Genomic DNA, 19,074 nt, shown 5'->3' with positions numbered 1-19,074 from the left:
CTTGAGCCCGTCCGAGGTTAGGCAGCGCCCGCGATTTGACGGGACTTGCCAAAGTGAAGAAAATCCGGACGGGAGCGCGTTGCTCCAAGCCAGAGCGTATCATGGCCGGGCCATCGCCAAAAACAGGTCCGTTGGGGTAGAGTGACGCTGTTTCTTGCTGGCGGTCGCTGCTCCCGCCCGTAACCGAGAAGAGCGGATTCGATTTCGCCATTGTCCCGGCTGGTCACTGTCTTTGATATGGCGCGATCGCACCATAGTCATTGCACGCGGCGGTAGCGGCACATCCCCGCTGATTCCCTGGATTTGCCTCGTGAACCCGGCAATCCGAGCGACGCGGGTGCTATCCCGCGTTGCGATGGGCCTCGCGGCCGGCGCCGACCCAGCGCTCGACCTTCTCGAGCAGGGCCCTTGGGCTGATCGGCTTGGGCAGATAGTCGTCCATGCCTGCCTCCAGGCAGCGTTCGCGATCGCCCTTGAGCGCATGCGCGGTGACGCCGACGATCGGCACATGCGTGCCCGTCTCCTGCTCCAGGCGGCGGATCGCGGCCGTCGCTTCGAGACCGCTCATCTCCGGCATCGAGACATCCATCAGGATCATACACGGATTGAGCTTGCCGAAGGCGTCCAGCGCCTTGCGGCCATTGCCGACGATCTCGAAACCATAGCCGGTCTCGCCGAGGATCTGGGTGAAGACCATCTGGTTCACCTCATTGTCCTCGGCCACCAGTATATCCAGCCTGTGCCCGTCGCCGCCAATGGCGGGCAGCCTGGGCCGAACCGGCGGCGGCTGCAATTGCGCGCGCTGCTCGGACAGCGCCAGAGGCGGCGGCCGGGAAGCCTCGATCGTCTCGCCCGCCGGCTGCCGAACGGCCTGGCCGCCCGTGGTGTGGCGATGGCGCTGGATGGTCGCGACCAGGGTCTCCAGGAGCACCGAAGAACGCGCCGGCTTGATCAGCTGTGCATCGATGCCGAGATCGCGATAGCTGGTGTTGGCAAGCGACTGGTCGACCGAGGTCAGCATGATGATCGGCGTGTCGGCGAGGCCCTCGGTGTTGCGCACGATGCGCGCCATTTCGGCGCCGCTCATCCCGGGCATCTGGTAATCGAGCACGACACAGTCGACCGGCACGCCATAGGCTGCCGCGGCGATCAGCACCTTGAGGCCTTCGGCGCCGCTTTCGGCCGCGCAGGAATCGAACGTCCACGAGGTCATCTGCTCGGTCAGGATGGCCCGGTTGACGGCATTGTCGTCGACGATCAGCACGCGTGCGCCGGTCACGTCCACCGGCGTGATGCGTTGCCCGTTCTGCTGCCCGGCCCCCGGCAGCGTCACCGTGAACCAGAAGGTCGACCCCTTGCCTTCGGCGCTCTCGACGCCGATGTCGCCGCCCATCAGGTCGACCAGCCGCGAGGTGATCGCAAGGCCAAGCCCGGTGCCCTCGTGGCGCCTTGTCGACGACGTGTCGACCTGGCTGAATTTCTCGAACACCAGTTTCAGTTTTTCCTCGGGGATGCCGATGCCGGTATCGGTGACCGAGATCGTCAGCCTGGTTCCCGTCGGAACCCGTTCGCCGGTCACATCGACCAGCACGTGGCCTTCATCGGTGAACTTCACCGCATTGCCGAGCAGGTTGGTGACGATCTGCCGGATACGGCCGACATCGCCGATGAACAGGCTTTCGAGCCGCGGCTCGATGCGCACGATGAGTTCGAGATCCTTTTCCTTGGCCCGTGTCGACACCAGCGTCGCCACGTCCTCGATCGCCTCGGCAAGATTGAAAGGCGCCGGGTCCAGCACCAACTGGCCGGCATCGATCTTGGAGAAATCCAGGATGTCGTTGATGATGGTGAGCAGCGCGTTGCCCGATTTGACGATGATGTCGGTGAACGTCTTCTGCTTCGGATCGAGATTGGATTTGGCGAGCAGCTCGGCCATCCCCAGCACGCCGTTCATCGGCGTGCGGATTTCGTGGCTCATATTGGCGAGGAATTCAGACTTGGCGCGGTCAGCGAGCACGGCGCGCTGGCGCGCCTCGCTGAGTTCGGCCTCGCGCTGCTTCAGTTCGGTGATGTCTGTAGTCGAACCGATCAGGTAGAGGGAACCGTCGGAGGCGATCATTGCGCCCTTGCGGGCGAACTGATGCCTGACGCTGCCGTCGGGCAGGCTCACCGTTTCCTCGATCTCCTGGGTCTCACCGGTCCGCAGCACGGCGAGATCGCTGGCCACGAAGGCCTCGCCATCCGGCCCGAAAATCTCGACGTCGGTCTTGCCGATCGCCTCCTGCTTGCTGAAGCCGGTGAGATCGCACCAGCCCTTGTTGACATAGAATTGCCTGAGATCGGAGCGCTTGGCGTAGATCGACACCGGCACGTTGTCGATCAGGCTGCGAAACACCTCGTTCTCGCGCATGCTGTCTTCAAGCGCCCGCTCGCGCGCCTTGACGTCGGTGATGTCGGTGCTGGAGCCGACCAGATGCACTGATCCGTCCGTCGCCACGAGGCGGCTCTTGCGCGTCATCAACTGCCGCACCGTTCCGTCGCGATGGGTGACCGGCTCCTCGACCTCGCGCACATTGCCGTTCACCACGACATCGGTGTCGTCCTGGCTGAAGCCCTCCGCTTCCTCGCCGCTGAACAGCTGGCGATCGGTCCGGCCGATGACATCGTCCTTGGCGAGGCCGGTCAGCGCGCACCAGGCCTTGTTGACGAACTCGATGCTCAGATCCTGCGCCTTGATGAAGGCGGCCACCGGCAGCTCGTCCATGACGTGCCGGAAGAGATCGATCTGGCGCATCGAGTCGCGAAGCGCCGCCTCGCGGCTCTTTATCTCGGTGATGTCGACACGCACGCCGATGAACGTGCCGTCATCGGTGCGCATGTCGTAGACCTGGTACCAGCGGCCGTCGGCATTGAGGCGCTCATAGGATGAATTGGGCAGGCGATAGCGGGCGAGAATGCCATCCAGCCAGGCATCGCGATCGGTGTCATAGAGCGCGTCGATCCGCGGATCGCCGCTCGAGCGGAAATAGCCGGCCGAATGACCGAGCGCGAGCGCGTCGCGGAAGGTGCGGCCCGACTGCCATGCCGGCTTCAACGCCGGCAGCGTGTCCTGCAGCTTGTGGTTGGCGAAGACGAAATTGTCGTCACGGTCGTAGATGATCACGGCGGCCGGCAGCGATTCCAGCACGCTGGCGAGATGCTTGCGTGCGTCCTGCGCCTCGATCTCGCGCCGCTTCATGTCGGAAATGTCGAACAGGAAGCCGGCTACATAATTGCGGCCGCTCGCCATGCCGATGCGGTTCTTCCTGACGATGCGCGAACGGTTGGCGCCGTCCGCCTCGAAGCTTTCTTCCACTTCGTACTGCCGCCCGCTGGCCAGCACGTCGCGTTCGCTGCTTTCAAACAGCGCGACTTCGGCCGGCCCGAGAAAATCGCCGCCCGCCTTGCCAAGCATGGCTCGCGGGGTCTGGCCGAACAACGACGCGAATGCTTCGTTGACGAAGACGAAGCGCAGATTGTCGTCCTTGACGAAGATCGGATCCTTGACGCCGTTGATCACCGCCTCCGCCAGCCGCGCCTTTTCCAACGCCTCGGCGAGTTCGGCCTCGCGGTCCTTCATGTCGGTGACATCGACATAGGAGATGAGGCGCTTGCCGGCGCCCAGCGGCGCCATCGACGAGATCAGCGTCCGGCCGTCATTGCGCGGGAATTGCCGCGATCCGGCCTTGCCGGCTCTGATTTCGGCCTCGCGCTCGGCAATGTGCCGCTGCCATGCCGCGTCTTCGGAACCATACGGGTCGATGTCGCGGCTGGCTTCCATAAGGTCGCGGAAGCTGCACCCGATCTCGGCGCGCCGGGCATCGATCTGCCAGAAATCGTAAAAGGCACGGTTGATGATTTCGGTGCGCATGTCGGCATCGACGACAAGGACGCCGATCGGCATCTGGTCGACCATGGTGCGCAGATCCGCGAAAGTCTCGGCGATCTTGGCATTGGCATTCTCGATCTCGGCGTCCCGGCGCTTGACCTCGGTGACCTCATAGTAGGTCAGCAGGCGTTTGCCTTCCGAAAGAGGCGTGACGGAGAACATCATGGTCCGCCCATCGGCGTGGACGAACTCCCGAGGCGCGACGGAACCGCCACGAATCTCCTCGATGCGCGTGGCGAGGTAGCGCTGCCATTGCGGCTCGTCGATGTCACCATAGATGCCGTTGCGGCGGTTGAGTTCCATCAACAGGCTGAACGGAGCGCCGACGCTGACGGTACCGTCCGGGATCCTGGAAAGGTCGCGATAGGCCTTGTTGACGATCAATGTGTCGAGGCGAGCATCGAGCAACACGACGCCCATATGCATGGCATCCATCGTCCGCTCGAGATCGGCAAGATGCTGGGCGGGCTCGCCCCCCGCCGCCGGCTCCATGTCCTCGAAGGCGCTGGCCAGTGCCGTGACGTTGCGACCGATGCCGCGATAGCCGGAGAATTTTCCTTCATCGTCGAACCGTGGGAAACCCGACGTCAGCACCCAGCGGCAGTCGGCACGACCACCCTTCAGCTCGTAGACGAAGTCGCGGAACGGCCGGCGTGCCTGCAGATCCTCCAGATGCGCCGACGCATCGCGTTTGCCCTTCAGGACCTGGCTGAGAAAATCGAAACGGAACCGGCCAAGCACGGCAGCGGGATCAATACCCGTCGCCGCCTGGTAACCTTGTGAAAGCCAGGAAAAGCGCAATTCTGCATCGGTTTCCCAAATCCAGTCCGAGCCCGCTTCAAGGAGCTGGCGAAACGCGTCGATGTCCTCACGGGACGATCCATCGCCGCCGTGCGCGGCCGCCTTGCCGGGTCCGCGCTTGCCGCGCGCGCCGATTGCTTCATCCGCTTCCGCCATGCTGTCCCCACCCCGAAAATCAAGGCCGAACCCTCCCTCCGCGGTTCGTCGGCGGAATGTGCCGCAGAAGCATTAACGATCCGCTAACCTTAATGACGCAACCGACCTATTCCTCCTGCGTTATTCCGCCCGGTTGTCGCATGGAGCAAGGCCGCGCTATAAGCAGGCCAGGGGTGTTGCTTATGTCTGGACGGATCGGGCCTTTTTTGCTGGGCGTGGCGTTGCTTTTCGGCAGCGGTTGTTCGCGCAGCTATGACGGCACGGTGATTATCCCGCGGCCGCTCGACGCCAGGCGCTTCTGGGACCGGCCGCCGCCCAATGTCGACTACCAGCCTCAGATCGACAACGGTGCCTTTCCCGGGCCGCCGCAGCCACTTGGACAAGTATCCGAGCGCAAGGCCGGGAAGCCTGCCGTACACAGGCGATATCGAACCAGGGTATCACAGCCCTCGGCACCGCCGTCGGCGCCCGAGAAACAATTGGCATGCAGGAATGTGAGCGCGCCCGGCCAAAGGGTTCGCATGGTCTGCGATTAGTTACACGCCTCTCGCCGGAGTTGCTCTCCAGGCCCCGCCACAAGCTTCTGGGGGAGACCTGTCCCTAAAGCGACGCCGCGCCTTTTCTCGGTTCCTTTGCCCCGAGCTTGTCGAGCGCCAGCCGGACCTGGCGCAGATCGTCCTGCCAGCCGTCATCGCCGCCCATCGGGCTCTCCGACGCCGCCCGCTGCAGCCCGCGCGCCTCGGATTCGATCTTGCGCAATTCGGCGATTTTCTGATCGGACGTCAGCGCGCTGTCTTCGACGATCTCCAGAACCCTCATTTCCCTGAACGTGGCCATGGCGTTTCTCCTGCCTGATGTCGACCACAACGTTGGCAGCACGCCCCTGTTCCAGTTGGATCGTGGCTCCAGCAGGCGGGCGGCAGGTTTCATCGAGACGCCGCTCGAAAACGCTTGCCATCATTCAGCCGGAAAGAAGGCTGGACCGACAACGCGGACCGTTCGCTTGTCGGCCTCGATCGCCTGCAGCTGGGCGGCACCAGAAACCTCGGTATCCGATTTTGGGATTGCCGCGACGTCGCCGAGGTCCGGCTTGGGCTGAGGCAAGGGGATGATGGCGTTGGTCATGTTCGTCGGCGTCACCGTCCTCGCCCTCAGTTCCGCAACCCGCTGGTAATAACGCTTGACCTCGCAGGCCTTGAAATCGGCGTCGTCACGGTAGCGGAAAGCGGTCGGCAGTTCGGTATACGGCTTGCGCGTATCGAGCGACACCATGCTGTCGGTTTCCTGGCTGATATCGCTCAGCGTGTAGAGATCGACCGCCGGATCGTCGCAGATGTATCGGCATTGATCGGCCATTTCCTTCAGATCGCCGCTGCCGGCGAATTGCGACTTCGGCGCGGGGAAGAAATATCCATCCGACAGGCGGACACAAAACAACATCGCATTGCCGCCCGATATTGCCCCGGCCGCCGATTGAGTCTTCGATGCCGGGCGCTCCTGCCTGGCCTGCGATGAACAGCCGAGGGCCGCGAACCGCGCCTGCAGGCCTGAATTGTCCCGCCCGGAATTGGACGCGGCCGCGATCTGGCGTTGCACCTCTGTCCGGTTTCGAGCCAAGTCGGCGCAAGCGTTGAAGAAGCCGCCCGCTGCGCTTTGCGCCGTGCATTTGCGTTGCCTCTCCAGGCCCTGGATTGCAGCAAGCTGGCGGCGAAGCTGAGCCTGTGCCGGACTGACGCCTCCTCCGCGGCCCGCGGAGAGCAATTGGCTTTTGATCGCACCGCAACTGTCCGCATAGGAAGAGGTCGTGCCGAACGCAGAGGCAGCCACCATCGCCAGCGCGATCATCATGAAGACATAGAAACGGGTCATCTGAACGCCATGATCCTTGTTGCCGATAGTCCGGAACCACGCTCTTTCGACTTGGGAAAAATACCACTAAATGAGCAGTACCTAATATTTTAAGACTATTGGCCGGAAAGACTTCTATCTAGTGTAATATAGTCCCGCCTGTAAATTCGATATTACATTTTTATTTCAAGATTGAGACGACCCGGAAAACAACTGAGATAGGCCCGCAGGCCAAGGCCGACGCATCGGGCCATGCGACAAATCCTGCCTTACCGGTGTCCGGCCTTGAAACCTTTGCCCGGCCTGCTGCGTTGAAGGGCAGAGGAGAACGCAGATGTCGATCCACTTCACGGTTTCGGAACTGACAAGAAACCTTTTTCACTCTCTAGGGCTGGATCACGAGCGGGCGCCACGGCCGCTCAATCCCGAGCAAAGCCTGTTGCTGGAGTGCTATCTGGCCGGGCAGATCCCGGAATCGGCCTGGAGCGACTATGTCTTCGAGGCGCCGGATCTGGCACGGCATGCCGCGGTACGGCGGCTCAGCCATTGATCGGCGGCGATCAGGAGGAAGACGCCCGACCCGGTTCTCCAGTTCACCCGAGCTGCAGCTACTCCATGCAGGCGTTTTGGGCATACCGCTACGGCTTGGGCGAAACGAATTGCTGCGTGAACACGTTGCCGGCAATTCCTTGAGACAGCTTCGGCGATAAACTCAGCGGCGTGCAACTGGTGACGGCGGCAACGGCCGCATCGATGAACGACTTGCGCGCCTTTTCGTCCCCCGCCACCTTGGCGGCGGTCGCCCGCGGCGGACCGATCAAGGTCCCGTCGCGCTTGAAACTGAAGCTCAGCGTCACGGAGGAATCTCCGGCACCGGCAGGTGGTGTCCAGCACGACTGGATCGCTGCCCCGACATCAGCCATGGTGTTGAGCGTTGCGGCAGCCGATGTGCACACGAAACCTGCCGACATCACAGCCGCAATCATCAGTTTGGCAACGCGTTTCATCGCAAACCTCATCGTCACGAACAGCGCGGCAACCCGTGCGGACTGCTGGGATCGATGGTAGAGCCGGCATGGACAATGGCAATATCCCTTGCCGAAAAGTTGTTCGAATGGGCCGACGGCAAAGCCGCCCTGGCGCCTGGCTGAGCCATATCCCGAAAAACAAAAAGGCCGGCATTGCGCCGACCTTTCCTTTCCGCCTCGATCATGCGCCAGTACATCCGTGGTCGCGGGTCGAAAGCGAATTGCCTCCAGTAGACAGCTTATTGGTAAACGAAACCTTAACGTGCCTGCTGTTCCATCGCGCCGTGCGGATAGCCGTGAAGGCCATCATCTTTTGCGACCGGACGGAGCCTAGGCGACGGCCCTGAACTCGGCTTCCGGCATCGTCCCAACGCCGGCACATTCCGGGCACGCCAAGGTCTTTCCGGGGCAACCACCTTGATGCGTCCCTTGCGGGCAGCAATATCCTCTCGACGCACGCCATCTGGAGCAATCGAAAACTTTGCCGCCGCCATGGCAGTGCGTGCATGTCACTTTCAAAACGGTCATTCCAAACTGTACCCGACCCAAAATCCGCGTCGCCGCGGAACCTATCCCCACAGCGCAAGTACCAGAGATCGCAGGGCTTTCAAGCGCCGCAGCCTGACTTAAATTGGGTAGATTCGAGAACAGAACGTCAGGGCTCTCGCAGGCATTGCGCGGTCCCGAGGCAAGCCCATACAAGCACTGGCCCGAAGGAGTCCGACTGCCTGGAGATCAACGACCGTCGATGTTTGGTACGCCCAAGGGGAATCGAACCCCTGTTCCCGCCGTGAGAGGGCGACAACTTGGACTTTCCTGCACACCTGCGCATGCTCTTACACGTTTGATTTGCAAGAGCAATGTGCGCTATTGTGTGTATGCGACCATCTGCATTTTAGCGGGTTCGTTGCAACGAAATCAGCAACGAAAACTCCCGGAGGCAGAATGGCGCAGCGCCGCAGCGTTCTTTCAAGTCGGACCAGTCGGGCGGCCCTTCCCTACTCGGACGCTCCCGAATGGGAGATCATCAATCCTGGCCTGCGGCTGGGGTATCGACGAGGCCGGGGAAGCTATGGCCGCGGCGGCGCATGGCTGGCTGCATCACGCTCGAGCGACGGGGCTCGCGTTCAGGCCAAGCTGGGGCGCGCCGACGACGTCGTAGCGGCCGACGGCTCAACCATCCTGTCGCATGAGCAGGCCAAAGAGGCGGCGCGCGCCTGGCTGAAGGTGCTGAAAGGTGGCAGCAACGCGCCCGCGGCGTTAACGGTCAACGACGCTCTCGACCGGTATTTTGAAGCGCGGAGCGCCGAAGGTATGAAGTCGATCGGCGATGCCAAGACCCGGGCCGCGTTCCACATTCGGCCAAAGCTGGGTTCGGCGAAGGTAGCCGACTTGACGATCGAAAAGGTGCGCGCCTGGCGGGATGGCATGGTGACAGCGCAGAAGCGGCTGCGGACAAAGAAATCCGCGAGCAAAGCGAACACGGTTACAGTCGATCTAACGGACCCCGAGATGATCCGGCGCCGGCGGGACACAGCAAACAGGACCCTCACTACCCTGAAGGCTGCTCTCAATTGGGCTTTTAACAATCGGCTCGTGACCGATGACACTGCGTGGCGTCTGGTGAAGCCTTACCGCGGCACGACGGCCGCGCGTGTCCGGTTTCTGTCGCCTGCCGAGCAGAAGGCGCTCATCGCCGCCAGCAACGGCGCCATTCGGGATCTCGTGTCTGCCGCTCTGGTGACCGGCGCGCGTTTCGGTGAACTGGCTCGGCTGCGTGTGTCGGACTACGACGTCGCGAACAAATCGGTTTTCGTCGCAGAGAGCAAGAGCGGCAAGCCGCGCCACATCCCGGTGCCTGCGGGCGGCGCTGAGCTATTCGAACGGCTCGCCAGCGACCGTCCTGGCACCGACGCACTGCTCCGGCAGGAAAGCGGCGCAGCATGGGCGCCGTCTACCTACAATCGACCGTGGAAGGTTCTGCTCGCCAAAGCGAGGCTCTCCGATGTCACGCTGCACGAAATCCGACACACCTACGCCAGCACGATGGTCCGCAACGGCGCACCGCTGATCGTCGTCGCCGAAGCGCTTGGCCACAGCGACACCAGAATGGCAGAGAAGCACTACGCGCATCTGGCGCCGTCTTATGTGGCAGACATCATAAGGCAGCTGGCACCTGATATCTGACGCTCTTATGCCGTTTCAGCGCCTTACAACAGTCCACCCCTGAAATTGTGGTATGTAGTCGGTGGCGCGCGACTTTACCTCGCCACCCTGAGTAATCCAAGTAAGTAATTCGCCCTGCGCCATCAGAGAAATCTTGTCGGTGGTCTTGATAACACCTGCCTCAAGTTCCGCCACGCGTCTAACCAAATTGTTGAATTCCTCCATTGTCGGAACGTCAACTCCACCTTGCTTATCTGAGGCATTAACGCTTATAGACATTGCTTCCTCCATTCGTATTACGTTTCCAGGATCTAATATACTGAACAAGAGGATTTAGGAAGCGAACCGCCAGACCTCTCGAAAAAGTGATCACTAATCGGAGCAAAAATATTCTTGACTGAAACGAGTTAAGTTTGCTGGAATCTTGCACTTCAGCATAGGCTTTCGCACGCCACACCGTCGCCGTCCCGATCCAGCCTCCCACCCCACGAGCAGTTCTGCAGGTACCATTGAGCTTCGTCGCAGGAACCAATTTGCTTGCACGTTCGCCGCGGCTCGCACGAATAGCCGCTCTGCGCGACGAGCTTGCGGTTGACGATGCCGAGCGGCTGGCGCGATGGCGCCGCGCCGTCGGCATGCACTGCGCGCCACTCCCAAGGCGCCTGAAACTTGCCGACCCACACACCTATCTTGGCCGCCTCGGCAGTCGCCTGTTGGGCGCTGTAGGCGCCATGGCTGTAGCGCGGCCAATCCAGAGCCTGGCCGTGCTCGACCATCCAGGCGGCGACGCTGACGTCATCAGCGCGCCGGCAGTCCCCAACGAAGCGGTGATAGCGGTCCCAATCGACGAACGTGCATTGCGCCGGCCTCGAGGCAGCCAGGAAGGTGTCGAGCGCTTCGGCCGATCGCCGGCCACACGGATATTCGAAACCCTTGGCGTCGTCGCAATATTGGTTGCTCTCCGGCGCGTCGATGCCGTTGAAGCGGATGCGCTGTCCGTGGATTTCGATTGTGTCGCCGTCAATCACTGAAGCGACACCCACGATCGGCGCCGGCTTCGGCCCCGTCAAGTTCGACAGGTTTAGCTCCGGCAAACGATCGCTGTGATGCATGAGCGTCTGCGCGGCCAGGGCGCCGGCCGCAGCGACAGTTACGAATACCAGCCGCTTCGGAATGCTCGCAAGCAAACGCGCCCGTCGCCGCTTGCGCCATTGATCAGACTGGTTGTCGTAGCGGGATTGGCCCACGTTCAGCTTCCGCCTATCTCGTCGACCTTGCTGTCGTAGTCACGCCCCACCAGAAGTAGAATGAAGCCGCCAAGGAAGGCGACGGCCGTCGCGCCGATAGCGATCAGGGGCCACATGCCCGGCTGGCCGAAATACCACCACCATGCCAAGCCGTTCAGGATTGGTGAAAGCACAAAAAGCCATGCGCCGTGGACGCCATCTGCGTTGAGGTGCGGGCGCGAGTAGATTTGATATCGGATGGCCAATCCCAATCCCTCTTGCTTAATTAGCGCCGCCGGGGCGGCTCTCGGCGGACCGCTTGCCGCAGTTCGAACCGTCCGAGGCAGTGCTGCTGTCCGTCGGGCAGTTGCCCTTGGAACCGGCCGCGACGGTGGCGGGCGGCCTGCTGCGATAGGCCGCTGCTATAGCTGCCGCTCGCTGGCCATCGCCTTCGATGTGGGTGTTCTGACTGTTTGGATTGAATGGGTCGACCGTCTGCATGAGCGCATTAGCGTGATTTGCGTCTCCAGCGGCCAAAGTGACACCATCGTAATGGTTTAAGTAATCGGCTGAACAACCTGACAGAAATACGGCAGGCAAGATCACTGCCTCGAGAAAAAAGCGCATCAACTATCCCCGATTATTGATGAGTATGCGCGCTTTCTAATTTCTTGTCGAATCTGGCTCCCCCAGGGAACATGAAGCGGGAGCTGGCTCCGCTTCGATACGGCTGTGACCCGGCACCTCATGCCACATGACCTGTCTTAGATCACGCGTGTCGACGCTCTGGCCACATTCAGCGCACGTATAGAAGTGATCGACGCCGTCGTTGGCGGGCTCGCCGCCATGCAACCTGCCAAGGATCGGCGGGCCAAGGTCCGACAACTCCGTCCATTCTGGGTCTGGGAGCTCGTCGGAGCCAGCCAAGCTGTACTCGTAAACGGCGGCCTGCGCCTCATCCACCACACGGAACCAGTGATCCTGTAGCGCCCTCGGCGAGACCCTTTTACCACCAGCCGCCGCTTCGGCGGCCTTCATGGGATCATCCGCCACGACTACGCCAAATGGCACAACCGTGTCGTCATCGATCTCTTCAACCTGGTACTTCGTCATCGTCGCCACTCCCGTGGGTGGCAACGTGGCGCACTCAGCTTTGTTGCATCGGGCATGCCGTTTGCAGTTTCGGAACTATTTTAGCCAAAGCTGATTGAATCGTCGTTCCACGAGTTCAGTGCATGCGTTTGAAGTTCATTCGGCCGATGGAGCCCGAACTGTACGACGACCCTCCCAAGGGTGATGAATGGATTCACGAGATCAAATTCGATGGCTACCGCACCCAGGTCATCAAGGATGAAGACGGCATCAGGTTCTACACCAAGCGCGGCTTTGACTGGACCGGCCGATATAGGTTCCTCGCCGAAGAAGCCGCCGGCATCGAGGCCGACACCTTCATCTTCGAAGGCGAGACCATCATGATCAATGATGCCGGCCTGTCGGACTTCCACGCCCTGCAAGCGGCGGTCAGTGGCCGCCGGCCGTCACCTGATCTGTACCTAGTCGCGTTCGATCTCCTCCATCTCAACGGCCACGACTTGCGCTCCATGCCCGTGGAAGATCGGCGCGAGATCCTGCATGGCGTGATCCTGGGAGGCGGACGCATCCAGTTCAGCGAGGCTATGCCTGGCACTGGCGACGCCGTCTTCCACCTCGTCGACAAGGCCAATCTCGAAGGGATGGTGTCGAAACAGGAAGGCAGCGTCTATCGCAGCGGGCCGACCAATCAGTGGCGCAAGATCAAGTGCTTTGAAGAGAAGGATATGGATATCATCGGCGTGAAGCGGGAACCGGGTAACGCCGCACAGGTGCTCATGGCGGACGCCGGCCGGTACAGGGGCGGCGCTTTCATCGCGTTCAAGGCCGACAAGCGAAAGGCCCTGTGGGACCGCGTGCAAGGCAAGGTCGGCGGGCCAGTGCCAAAGGGCCAGAAGAAGGACAAGGCCGAATGGCTGAAGCCCGGTCTGGTCGGCCGGGTCAGAACGCTGAAGGGCGAGGAGGATCTCCGCCACGCAAAGCTGGTGGACTTCTGGGAAGATAAACGAGGGAAAGGTGGCACAGTATAGGGTAGAGGTCATGGCCGGTTCATCGGTCGTGTCGACTGCTATGGTCATGGCATCGTTGCCATTCAAAGCGGCTGAGGTTCACCTTGGTCAGCCGGTCACTTTCAGGTGCGCGGAAAATGACTGGCTGCGCGTGACCGAGACGAAGGGAGAAAAGCGGACCTTCGCTTACGTTGTCCGGCCGCATGACCGTAAGGAGTGAGGATCAATGCCTGTCGCCAAGAAAGACCAGGAGCGCGCCAACTATGCCTGGATGTACGGCGTCCAGGCGCGCAAGGACGGCAAGGAGCGCGCCGTGCCCGAGTTTTGGCAGGAGCAGGCCGACGCGTGGCTTAAGGGGTTCGATGGAGAGCCTTTGGACGGAGCCGTTGCCCAGAAGCCTGTGAGCAATAGCATCGAGGCGGAGTTCGACGAAGTTGCCGTGAACAAGTCGGGAACCTAACGAGCCGTTCGAACTTATCGCGGCATGAGCACGCGTGCCATCGACTTTCTCTACAAATGGATGGACGAAAACATCCCTGAGGGAGCTTCCGCCGATCCGGGCCTGCTCACCGATCTTGCGGATCAAGCTATTGCCGACGCGATAAAGGCCGGCATCCCGCCCCGCGAGATCGACGAGGAGGTCGACAGCGTCTTCGCCGTTATGGCGGAGGCTGTCAGCAATCAAGAGGGCGGCGCGATAGAATAGCCGTCCCAATGTAGACTCTGGCCGGGCGCGTCCCTATCTTTTAGCGATGTGCGGACGTGTTTTTGTCAAGACCACAATCCCCGACATGGTTCGCCGCTTCGAGTTCGCTCATCCTGGCGAGGTCGAACGGCTGGGAAACAGCTTCCCACTTTGGAACGGCGCGCCGAGCCTGACCTATCCGATCATCGTCCGTGAGGAACTATCGACCAGCATGGCGGGCTTTGTCTCGGCGCGCTGGGGTCTGGTGCCGGGCTGGGCGCGGGATGGTGGCGGCCGGCCGCCGCCCGTCAACGCCCGCTGCGAGACCATCGCCAGCAATGGCATGTTCCGCAAGGCCTACGCGTCCCGCCGCTGCCTGGTGCCTGTCGACGGCTATTTTGAATGGCAGAAGCTCGACGCCTCGGGGAAGAAGAAGCAGCCCTACGCCATCGCCATGAAGGACGATCAGCCCTTCGCCATGGCAGGCATCTGGGAAGAGTATGCCGACAAAGTGACGGGCGAATTGATCCGGACATTCGCCATCGCAACTTGTGAGCCAAACTCCCTGATGGCGACAATCCACGACCGCATGCCGGTCATCCTGGCGCCGTCGGATTACATGCGCTGGCTTGGGCCTGAACCGGATCCTCGCGACCTGATGAAGCCGTTCCCCTCGGATCTGATGAAGATGTGGCCGATCGACAGTAAGGTCGGCTCGCCGCGGAACAACACTCCCGACATCATTGACGAGCTCGGCCGCGGGCCTACTGATCTGTTTGACGTTTGACGGCCGCATCACGCTTCGGAGCGTCGACCCTGTCGAGAAAGGTCTGAAGGGCCAGCATCATGGTTCTGGCGCCTTGCTTACTAAGGGCGAACTGGGTGACGCCGTCCTCCGTCAACAGCCCGACGATGCATCTGGTCGGTCTCGGCTCATCGCCATCCATGTCGATCGTGCAACCACGAACTGCCGGCAACATCTGGGTTTTTGGTCGCTTCGCCATCTTGCCTCACAAGTAACGCTCGCCGTCATCCCGGTGCTTGAAACAGAACCAGTGCGACTCCTGCCGAGCCCGAGCAAAGCCGAAGCCTCCGTGCTTCAAACAGCCTGCGTGCTCACACATGTGGCCCAGCACTCTGGCACGCTCTCGCGGCGCCGGCGTCATGCCGTCGGCAAGTTTGGCAGGCTCGTCACTCATGCATCATAGATTCCACAAGACGGCTTGACGGGCAAGGAATTTGTTCCTTATTCGTTCTCATGACGCGTGGTGGATAAGGGCCAGATGGCGGACACGGCCGAGGACAATTTCAGGATCGAGGTTTGGGACCGGGAGGAAAAGACCCATCTCGAAACAATATCTCGATCGCCGGACGCGATGGTCAGTCAGGCGGCTTGGCAGGCAGCGATCCGGCGCCGGCCAGGCATGCTGCTGATCCACTACAACAGCCGCCACGTCATGGAAAAAATCGTAACGCCTGGCGAAGTGAAAATCCCACCACAGACGATTATCGATGGCAGCATTCACGCGGGTCTGGACGTCTCGCTCGGGGATTTGCGCGAGTGGCACACGCTGCGGGCATGGTGCAAGAATTGCTCCCATCATGCCCCGGTAAAGGCGGCAGCGCTGATCCGCCGATATGGCAAGGACGCGCTATTCAGCACGGTTGAACGAGCGCTTGTCTGCACGAGTTGCAATCGTGGCGGGCCAGTGCGGCTGGAGATTCACAAGTTGCCACGGAACTAGGCTCACGCGTGGCCTCGTCGATGCAGACGATGTGTTCGTCGCACGGCGCGGTGTTCTGCTCGCCGGCGTAGAGAAAAACCGTGTGACCGCAGCCTTTCATCATCCCGCAGAAATTGGCGATTTTGTTGGTGAAGGCGCAGGAACTGAAGGCGTCGGTGACGTGAGTGTGTCGGGCGCCGTTATAAAACTACGCTTCGGCTCCAGCGTTTTCTCATCGCATCCGGGTCCAAGCCAGCCATTAAGACCGCATGGCGAGTGGTTCGGGCTTGGCGGCGGCTGCGGCGCTGACCTTACAACATTTCAACGGTCAATTGACCATCGCCAGCAAGAACGTCGGAATTGCTCCCCTGCGAGTTGCCTTGCAGATTGATGGTCAGCGTGCCGCTCGCGGTCACCGAAATGACGCCCGATACGATGTGGGAAACGTTGCCGCTGATAGCCTGCTGTGCCCTTTGAATGAGACTCGCTCGGCTGTCGTTGAAAACAGCGGTGGCCGTGCCTGATTTGGTGAGAATAGTCAGGAAATCGCCAGCCGTCGCACCCTTGCTGGTGTTGATCATGCCATGAACAAGGAAGCGCTCACCCTTATTGACGTTGAGCGATCCCGAGGTTGCGACCGTCGTGTTGCCGCTCGTTACTGTCACTGCGCCGTTGGTCGCGGAAACGACTTTTCTGTTCCCTCCCAAACGTGAATTCACCCCGGATGACGTGTCTAGATAGGGCGCAATAGTTGCGCCTGTATAGACTCCATAGGTGCGGATGTCTCGGGTCTCGCCGCCTGTGCTCGTCCCTGAAATTGCCACGGTGCGAGAGGGGCGTTCCTGCTCGGGGCCTTCGATCTTGAAGTAGTTCGAACTAATTATCTGGATACCATCCCACTCGCCATTTGTGGCCTTGTCGGTGCCCTGGTTCATCAATCTTACGTTCGGCCCGATGGTTGAAAAATCGCAAGTGTCGAGCTTTATGGCAATGGTGTCCGTGTTCGTAAGCTGGATCTTGTAGATCAGCATGTCGGCTATGACGGACTGCGGCGAATTCTTCAGGTCAATGCCGAACTCAAAACAGTTGATATGGCCACCGCGCACCTGAACCAAAGGCCGCGTTGTTGTGTGTCGCGTGCTGACGCCGGTGATCACACCGACCAATTCAGGGCGATCAATCTTTATGCCTTCCGACCCCTCGCCGTCGCCATAAATGCCAACCTGGCAGCTGTAGATACGAGGGCATTCGATATTGAGGTCGGACGGGAATGCGCCAGAGGTGTTGGTCAGGTATAGCCCGTAGCGCATCAAATTGAAGCTGCGCTTGTCGGTGAACCCCAAGTCGCGGCGCCCATTGATACAGGGGCGGATGATGCTCAGGTTGTGAACATCGGTAGCCTTGATGCCGTCCTGCCAGCCTGCCGAGAGCGTTTCTCCCCGAATGTCGAGGTCTTTCAGCAGACAACGAGGCTGGTTGCGGTTGTTCACGCTATCGGTGTTCGAATATGTGACCTTGAGCCCGGCGCCGGTTTCCTGGCCGAGCGTCGTGATGGTCAGGCTCAGGATGTGGGTCGCGTGTTCAAAATTGTCCTGTGTGATTACAAGCCCGTCTGTCGCACTGGTCCCGAAGACGATCCGGCTTGCCCCGAAAGCGCCCGACATCACGAAATCAAGATTCGAAACGGAAAGCGTCGCATTGCAATAGAAGCCGGGGCCGTCAGAGATGACCATCGGCAGGCCGGTCAGCTTGGCCACGTCCAACATCTTTTGCAATGCCGTGGCGTTGTTGGTGCTGGTGCCGGCCGTGCCCGTCCAGTCGGAAATCGCCTGGAACATTTCCGGGGTGTGAAACGCGGTCGACCTGACCCACGCGCCTACTGTCGACGCAATCGCCGTCGCCTTGACGACATACCCTTCCTGGGTATCGGCGGTGACGAGGGCCGAATAGTTACCGGCCAGAAACCGCCAGATCGAGCCGTCGAAAAGCGCGGTCGTGTCCTTAGTGGTGTCGAGCGCCTTCAGCGCCGCGCGAGTGGCGACGTAGACCGGCGCCGCAAGCGCAAGCCGGGCGCTATCGACGGCCAACGCCACATAGGCCGTATTCCCCGCGTCGCGCTGCAGGAACGTGGACGCAGCCGGCGTCGGGAAGCCGCTCGGCACCGGACCGGTCGCTCCGGTTGGTCCCGTAACGCCTGTCACCCCGGTAATACCGGTCGCACCGGTCAACCCCGTGACACCGGTAGGCCCGGTCGGGCCGGTGACACCGGTCGGTCCCGTCGCCCCGACGGCGCCGTTGCTGCCGTTCGTTCCCGCCGGGCCGGTTGCGCCCGTCGCTCCGACCGCGCCCGCGGCGCCAGACGGCCCTGTGGCACCGGTCAGGCCCGTCGGGCCGGTCGCACCGACGCCAGCCGGTCCGGTAGGCCCTGTCGGGCCGGTAGCACCCTCGCCGGTGATCAGCGCCAGCGTCGCCGGCGTGAGACTGTCCGGCGTGACGCTCTGGTTCTGCAGCTTGCCATCGGACCGCCGAACGTCGGCCAGTGCGTCGATCGTGTCGCCGGCGGCCCGAGTAAGCTCGGCAAGGTCCGCCTGCAATTGAGTTCCGGGAAATGGGTTTTGCTGCTGTTCCTGTTGGAATGCTACGTATGAATAGGTGAGCTTGGGTTTCGTCGGAGAGGCCATTCGGATGCACCAGAACGTCGCTTCCAGATAGCACCGCGGCGCTCGAGCCAGGCTCCGCGCGACACGTTTTGAGATGCTGGTTGGAAGTCGGTTGACGTTGGCTCCGGCGATCCCGAAGCGGTTGGTGCAGATACCCGAGTTCTGCGCGGTTCCGGCAAATCGACAATATCACGGAGCCGATGAAAATGGAACCTAGACGCTCTACTTTGCCGGGCCAGAGTGACAATCACCAGTTTACTGATCTTGTCGTCTTGTAAGCCTGGGTTGAATATGCATTATCGCCCTCATGCCTTGGGGAGGGGCTTGGGGGATGAACAGTTTTCAATGCGCAGCGCTCAGCGCTGCCATGTTGCTTTGCGGGTGCGCCACACCGCCTGAAAAAATTACCGCGAGCTATGTTTCGCCGATTTTATACCAAAATCTGACGTGCGAGCAGCTGGCTCTGGAAGCCACGAACATATCAAGGCGAGCCGCCGAGGCTGCAGGCGTCCAGAACAAAAAGGCGGGCCAAGACGCAGCCGTTGTTGCCGTTGGCGTCATCATCTTTTGGCCGGCGCTATTCTTCGCGAATGGTGATGGAGCCTCCGCAGCGGAAGTCGCTCGGCTGAAGGGCGAGATGCAGGCGATCGAAGATGCATCGACCGTGAAGAAGTGCGGGATCGTGTTCCAGAAGCCTACACCACCCGCTCCGAAACCACGCAACTACCCTTGATTGTGGATGGACGACCCGAA

At 61.2% G+C, this 19,074-nt stretch carries 19 protein-coding genes; 8 read left to right on the top strand and 11 right to left on the bottom strand.

Features of this window, described 5'->3' with window-relative positions:
* Positions 1-340: 340 nt before the first annotated feature.
* From FJ948_RS21870 to FJ948_RS21855, 3 genes are all read right to left on the bottom strand, one after another.
* Positions 341-4,885: a PAS domain-containing protein gene (locus tag FJ948_RS21870; protein WP_140708046.1), complete on the bottom strand. Its 4,545-nt coding sequence runs from the start codon at positions 4,883-4,885 to the stop codon at positions 341-343.
* A gap of 600 nt (positions 4,886-5,485) precedes the next feature.
* Complete coding sequence (locus FJ948_RS21860; RefSeq protein WP_140708042.1) at positions 5,486-5,722, bottom strand: hypothetical protein; 237 nt, start codon at positions 5,720-5,722, stop codon at positions 5,486-5,488.
* 120 nt (positions 5,723-5,842) lie between these two features.
* On the bottom strand, positions 5,843-6,754 hold the full coding sequence (locus FJ948_RS21855; protein WP_140708040.1) for a DUF2865 domain-containing protein: 912 nt from the start codon (positions 6,752-6,754) through the stop codon (positions 5,843-5,845).
* Positions 6,755-7,067: 313 nt separating this feature from the next.
* Here FJ948_RS21855 and FJ948_RS21850 point away from each other — a divergent pair, with 313 nt between their 5' ends.
* Complete coding sequence (locus tag FJ948_RS21850; protein ID WP_140708038.1) at positions 7,068-7,283, top strand: hypothetical protein; 216 nt, start codon at positions 7,068-7,070, stop codon at positions 7,281-7,283.
* Between the two features lie 88 nt (positions 7,284-7,371).
* Here the strand turns inward: FJ948_RS21850 and FJ948_RS21845 are convergent, their stop codons facing one another.
* Complete coding sequence (locus FJ948_RS21845) at positions 7,372-7,740, bottom strand: hypothetical protein (RefSeq protein ID WP_140708036.1); 369 nt, start codon at positions 7,738-7,740, stop codon at positions 7,372-7,374.
* 966 nt (positions 7,741-8,706) lie between these two features.
* Between FJ948_RS21845 and FJ948_RS21840 the strand changes: the two genes are divergently transcribed.
* Positions 8,707-9,948 (top strand): site-specific integrase, encoded by a 1,242-nt coding sequence (locus tag FJ948_RS21840; RefSeq protein WP_140708034.1) that lies wholly within the window; start codon positions 8,707-8,709, stop codon positions 9,946-9,948.
* A 15-nt stretch (positions 9,949-9,963) separates the two neighbouring features.
* Here the strand turns inward: FJ948_RS21840 and FJ948_RS21835 are convergent, their stop codons facing one another.
* The 5 genes from FJ948_RS21835 to FJ948_RS30725 form a co-directional block, all read right to left on the bottom strand.
* Positions 9,964-10,206 carry a hypothetical protein gene (locus FJ948_RS21835; RefSeq protein WP_140708032.1) on the bottom strand — a complete coding sequence of 81 codons (243 nt, stop codon included), beginning with the start codon at positions 10,204-10,206 and terminating at the stop codon, positions 9,964-9,966.
* A 152-nt stretch (positions 10,207-10,358) separates the two neighbouring features.
* Entirely contained in the window at positions 10,359-11,174 is an 816-nt protein-coding gene (locus tag FJ948_RS21830; protein ID WP_246677579.1) for an excalibur calcium-binding domain-containing protein, read from the bottom strand.
* Between the two features lie 2 nt (positions 11,175-11,176).
* Positions 11,177-11,425 carry a hypothetical protein gene (locus tag FJ948_RS21825; RefSeq protein WP_140708030.1) on the bottom strand — a complete coding sequence of 83 codons (249 nt, stop codon included), beginning with the start codon at positions 11,423-11,425 and terminating at the stop codon, positions 11,177-11,179.
* Positions 11,426-11,435: 10 nt separating this feature from the next.
* The gene (locus FJ948_RS30730) at positions 11,436-11,780 is read right to left on the bottom strand and encodes a hypothetical protein (RefSeq protein ID WP_246677578.1); all 345 of its coding nucleotides are present in this window, start codon (positions 11,778-11,780) and stop codon (positions 11,436-11,438) included.
* A 36-nt stretch (positions 11,781-11,816) separates the two neighbouring features.
* On the bottom strand, positions 11,817-12,266 hold the full coding sequence (locus tag FJ948_RS30725; protein WP_246677577.1) for a hypothetical protein: 450 nt from the start codon (positions 12,264-12,266) through the stop codon (positions 11,817-11,819).
* A gap of 122 nt (positions 12,267-12,388) precedes the next feature.
* Here FJ948_RS30725 and FJ948_RS21810 point away from each other — a divergent pair, with 122 nt between their 5' ends.
* The 4 genes from FJ948_RS21810 (at position 12,389) to FJ948_RS21795 (ending at position 14,724) form a co-directional block, all read left to right on the top strand.
* A complete protein-coding gene (locus tag FJ948_RS21810) occupies positions 12,389-13,273 on the top strand; it encodes an ATP-dependent DNA ligase (protein WP_140708028.1) in 885 nt (294 codons plus the stop codon).
* A 205-nt stretch (positions 13,274-13,478) separates the two neighbouring features.
* Entirely contained in the window at positions 13,479-13,712 is a 234-nt protein-coding gene (locus FJ948_RS21805; RefSeq protein ID WP_140708027.1) for a hypothetical protein, read from the top strand.
* A gap of 24 nt (positions 13,713-13,736) precedes the next feature.
* The gene (locus tag FJ948_RS21800; RefSeq protein WP_140708025.1) at positions 13,737-13,958 is read left to right on the top strand and encodes a DUF768 domain-containing protein; all 222 of its coding nucleotides are present in this window, start codon (positions 13,737-13,739) and stop codon (positions 13,956-13,958) included.
* Positions 13,959-14,004: 46 nt separating this feature from the next.
* Positions 14,005-14,724, top strand: a complete 720-nt coding sequence (locus tag FJ948_RS21795) for an SOS response-associated peptidase (RefSeq protein ID WP_140708023.1) — start codon at positions 14,005-14,007, stop codon at positions 14,722-14,724.
* On the opposite strand, the gene FJ948_RS21790 is transcribed toward FJ948_RS21795, so the two are convergent.
* Positions 14,702-14,941 carry a hypothetical protein gene (locus FJ948_RS21790; RefSeq protein WP_140708021.1) on the bottom strand — a complete coding sequence of 80 codons (240 nt, stop codon included), beginning with the start codon at positions 14,939-14,941 and terminating at the stop codon, positions 14,702-14,704. The two genes, FJ948_RS21795 and FJ948_RS21790, sit on opposite strands and share 23 nt — an antisense overlap.
* Before the next feature lie 279 nt (positions 14,942-15,220).
* Between FJ948_RS21790 and FJ948_RS21780 the strand changes: the two genes are divergently transcribed.
* Positions 15,221-15,682 carry a hypothetical protein gene (locus FJ948_RS21780; RefSeq protein ID WP_140708017.1) on the top strand — a complete coding sequence of 154 codons (462 nt, stop codon included), beginning with the start codon at positions 15,221-15,223 and terminating at the stop codon, positions 15,680-15,682.
* Positions 15,683-15,972: 290 nt separating this feature from the next.
* On the opposite strand, the gene FJ948_RS30940 is transcribed toward FJ948_RS21780, so the two are convergent.
* A complete protein-coding gene (locus tag FJ948_RS30940) occupies positions 15,973-18,342 on the bottom strand; it encodes a collagen-like protein (RefSeq protein WP_140708015.1) in 2,370 nt (789 codons plus the stop codon).
* 310 nt (positions 18,343-18,652) lie between these two features.
* Here FJ948_RS30940 and FJ948_RS21770 point away from each other — a divergent pair, with 310 nt between their 5' ends.
* Positions 18,653-19,054, top strand: coding sequence for a hypothetical protein (locus tag FJ948_RS21770; RefSeq protein ID WP_140708013.1), 402 nt, complete (start codon positions 18,653-18,655; stop codon positions 19,052-19,054).
* The last annotated feature ends 20 nt before the right edge of the window (positions 19,055-19,074 follow it).

It is taken from the genome of Mesorhizobium sp. B2-3-12 (assembly GCF_006442205.1).
Taxonomy (GTDB): Bacteria; Pseudomonadota; Alphaproteobacteria; order Rhizobiales; family Rhizobiaceae; genus Mesorhizobium.
The sequence above is the reverse complement of the archived record's forward strand: the minus strand, read 5'-3'. Positions and strand labels throughout refer to the sequence as shown.

What these genes read in the sequence shown, in the direction of transcription:
- FJ948_RS21850 (WP_140708038.1), top strand. Translation starts at nt 7,068, where the DNA reads ATGTCGATCCACTTCACGGTTTCGGAACTGACAAGAAACCTTTTTCAC.
- FJ948_RS21795 (WP_140708023.1), top strand. Translation starts at nt 14,005, where the DNA reads ATGTGCGGACGTGTTTTTGTCAAGACCACAATCCCCGACATGGTTCGC.
- FJ948_RS21810 (WP_140708028.1), top strand. Translation starts at nt 12,389, where the DNA reads ATGCGTTTGAAGTTCATTCGGCCGATGGAGCCCGAACTGTACGACGAC.
- FJ948_RS30725 (WP_246677577.1), bottom strand. Translation starts at nt 12,266, where the DNA reads ATGACGAAGTACCAGGTTGAAGAGATCGATGACGACACGGTTGTGCCA.
- FJ948_RS21870 (WP_140708046.1), bottom strand. Translation starts at nt 4,885, where the DNA reads ATGGCGGAAGCGGATGAAGCAATCGGCGCGCGCGGCAAGCGCGGACCC.
- FJ948_RS21835 (WP_140708032.1), bottom strand. Translation starts at nt 10,206, where the DNA reads ATGTCTATAAGCGTTAATGCCTCAGATAAGCAAGGTGGAGTTGACGTT.
- FJ948_RS21845 (WP_140708036.1), bottom strand. Translation starts at nt 7,740, where the DNA reads ATGAAACGCGTTGCCAAACTGATGATTGCGGCTGTGATGTCGGCAGGT.
- FJ948_RS21800 (WP_140708025.1), top strand. Translation starts at nt 13,737, where the DNA reads ATGAGCACGCGTGCCATCGACTTTCTCTACAAATGGATGGACGAAAAC.
- FJ948_RS21790 (WP_140708021.1), bottom strand. Translation starts at nt 14,941, where the DNA reads ATGGCGAAGCGACCAAAAACCCAGATGTTGCCGGCAGTTCGTGGTTGC.
- FJ948_RS21770 (WP_140708013.1), top strand. Translation starts at nt 18,653, where the DNA reads ATGAACAGTTTTCAATGCGCAGCGCTCAGCGCTGCCATGTTGCTTTGC.
- FJ948_RS21860 (WP_140708042.1), bottom strand. Translation starts at nt 5,722, where the DNA reads ATGGCCACGTTCAGGGAAATGAGGGTTCTGGAGATCGTCGAAGACAGC.
- FJ948_RS21855 (WP_140708040.1), bottom strand. Translation starts at nt 6,754, where the DNA reads ATGACCCGTTTCTATGTCTTCATGATGATCGCGCTGGCGATGGTGGCT.
- FJ948_RS21840 (WP_140708034.1), top strand. Translation starts at nt 8,707, where the DNA reads ATGGCGCAGCGCCGCAGCGTTCTTTCAAGTCGGACCAGTCGGGCGGCC.
- FJ948_RS30730 (WP_246677578.1), bottom strand. Translation starts at nt 11,780, where the DNA reads ATGCGCTTTTTTCTCGAGGCAGTGATCTTGCCTGCCGTATTTCTGTCA.
- FJ948_RS21805 (WP_140708027.1), top strand. Translation starts at nt 13,479, where the DNA reads ATGCCTGTCGCCAAGAAAGACCAGGAGCGCGCCAACTATGCCTGGATG.
- FJ948_RS21780 (WP_140708017.1), top strand. Translation starts at nt 15,221, where the DNA reads ATGGCGGACACGGCCGAGGACAATTTCAGGATCGAGGTTTGGGACCGG.
- FJ948_RS30940 (WP_140708015.1), bottom strand. Translation starts at nt 18,342, where the DNA reads ATGGCCTCTCCGACGAAACCCAAGCTCACCTATTCATACGTAGCATTC.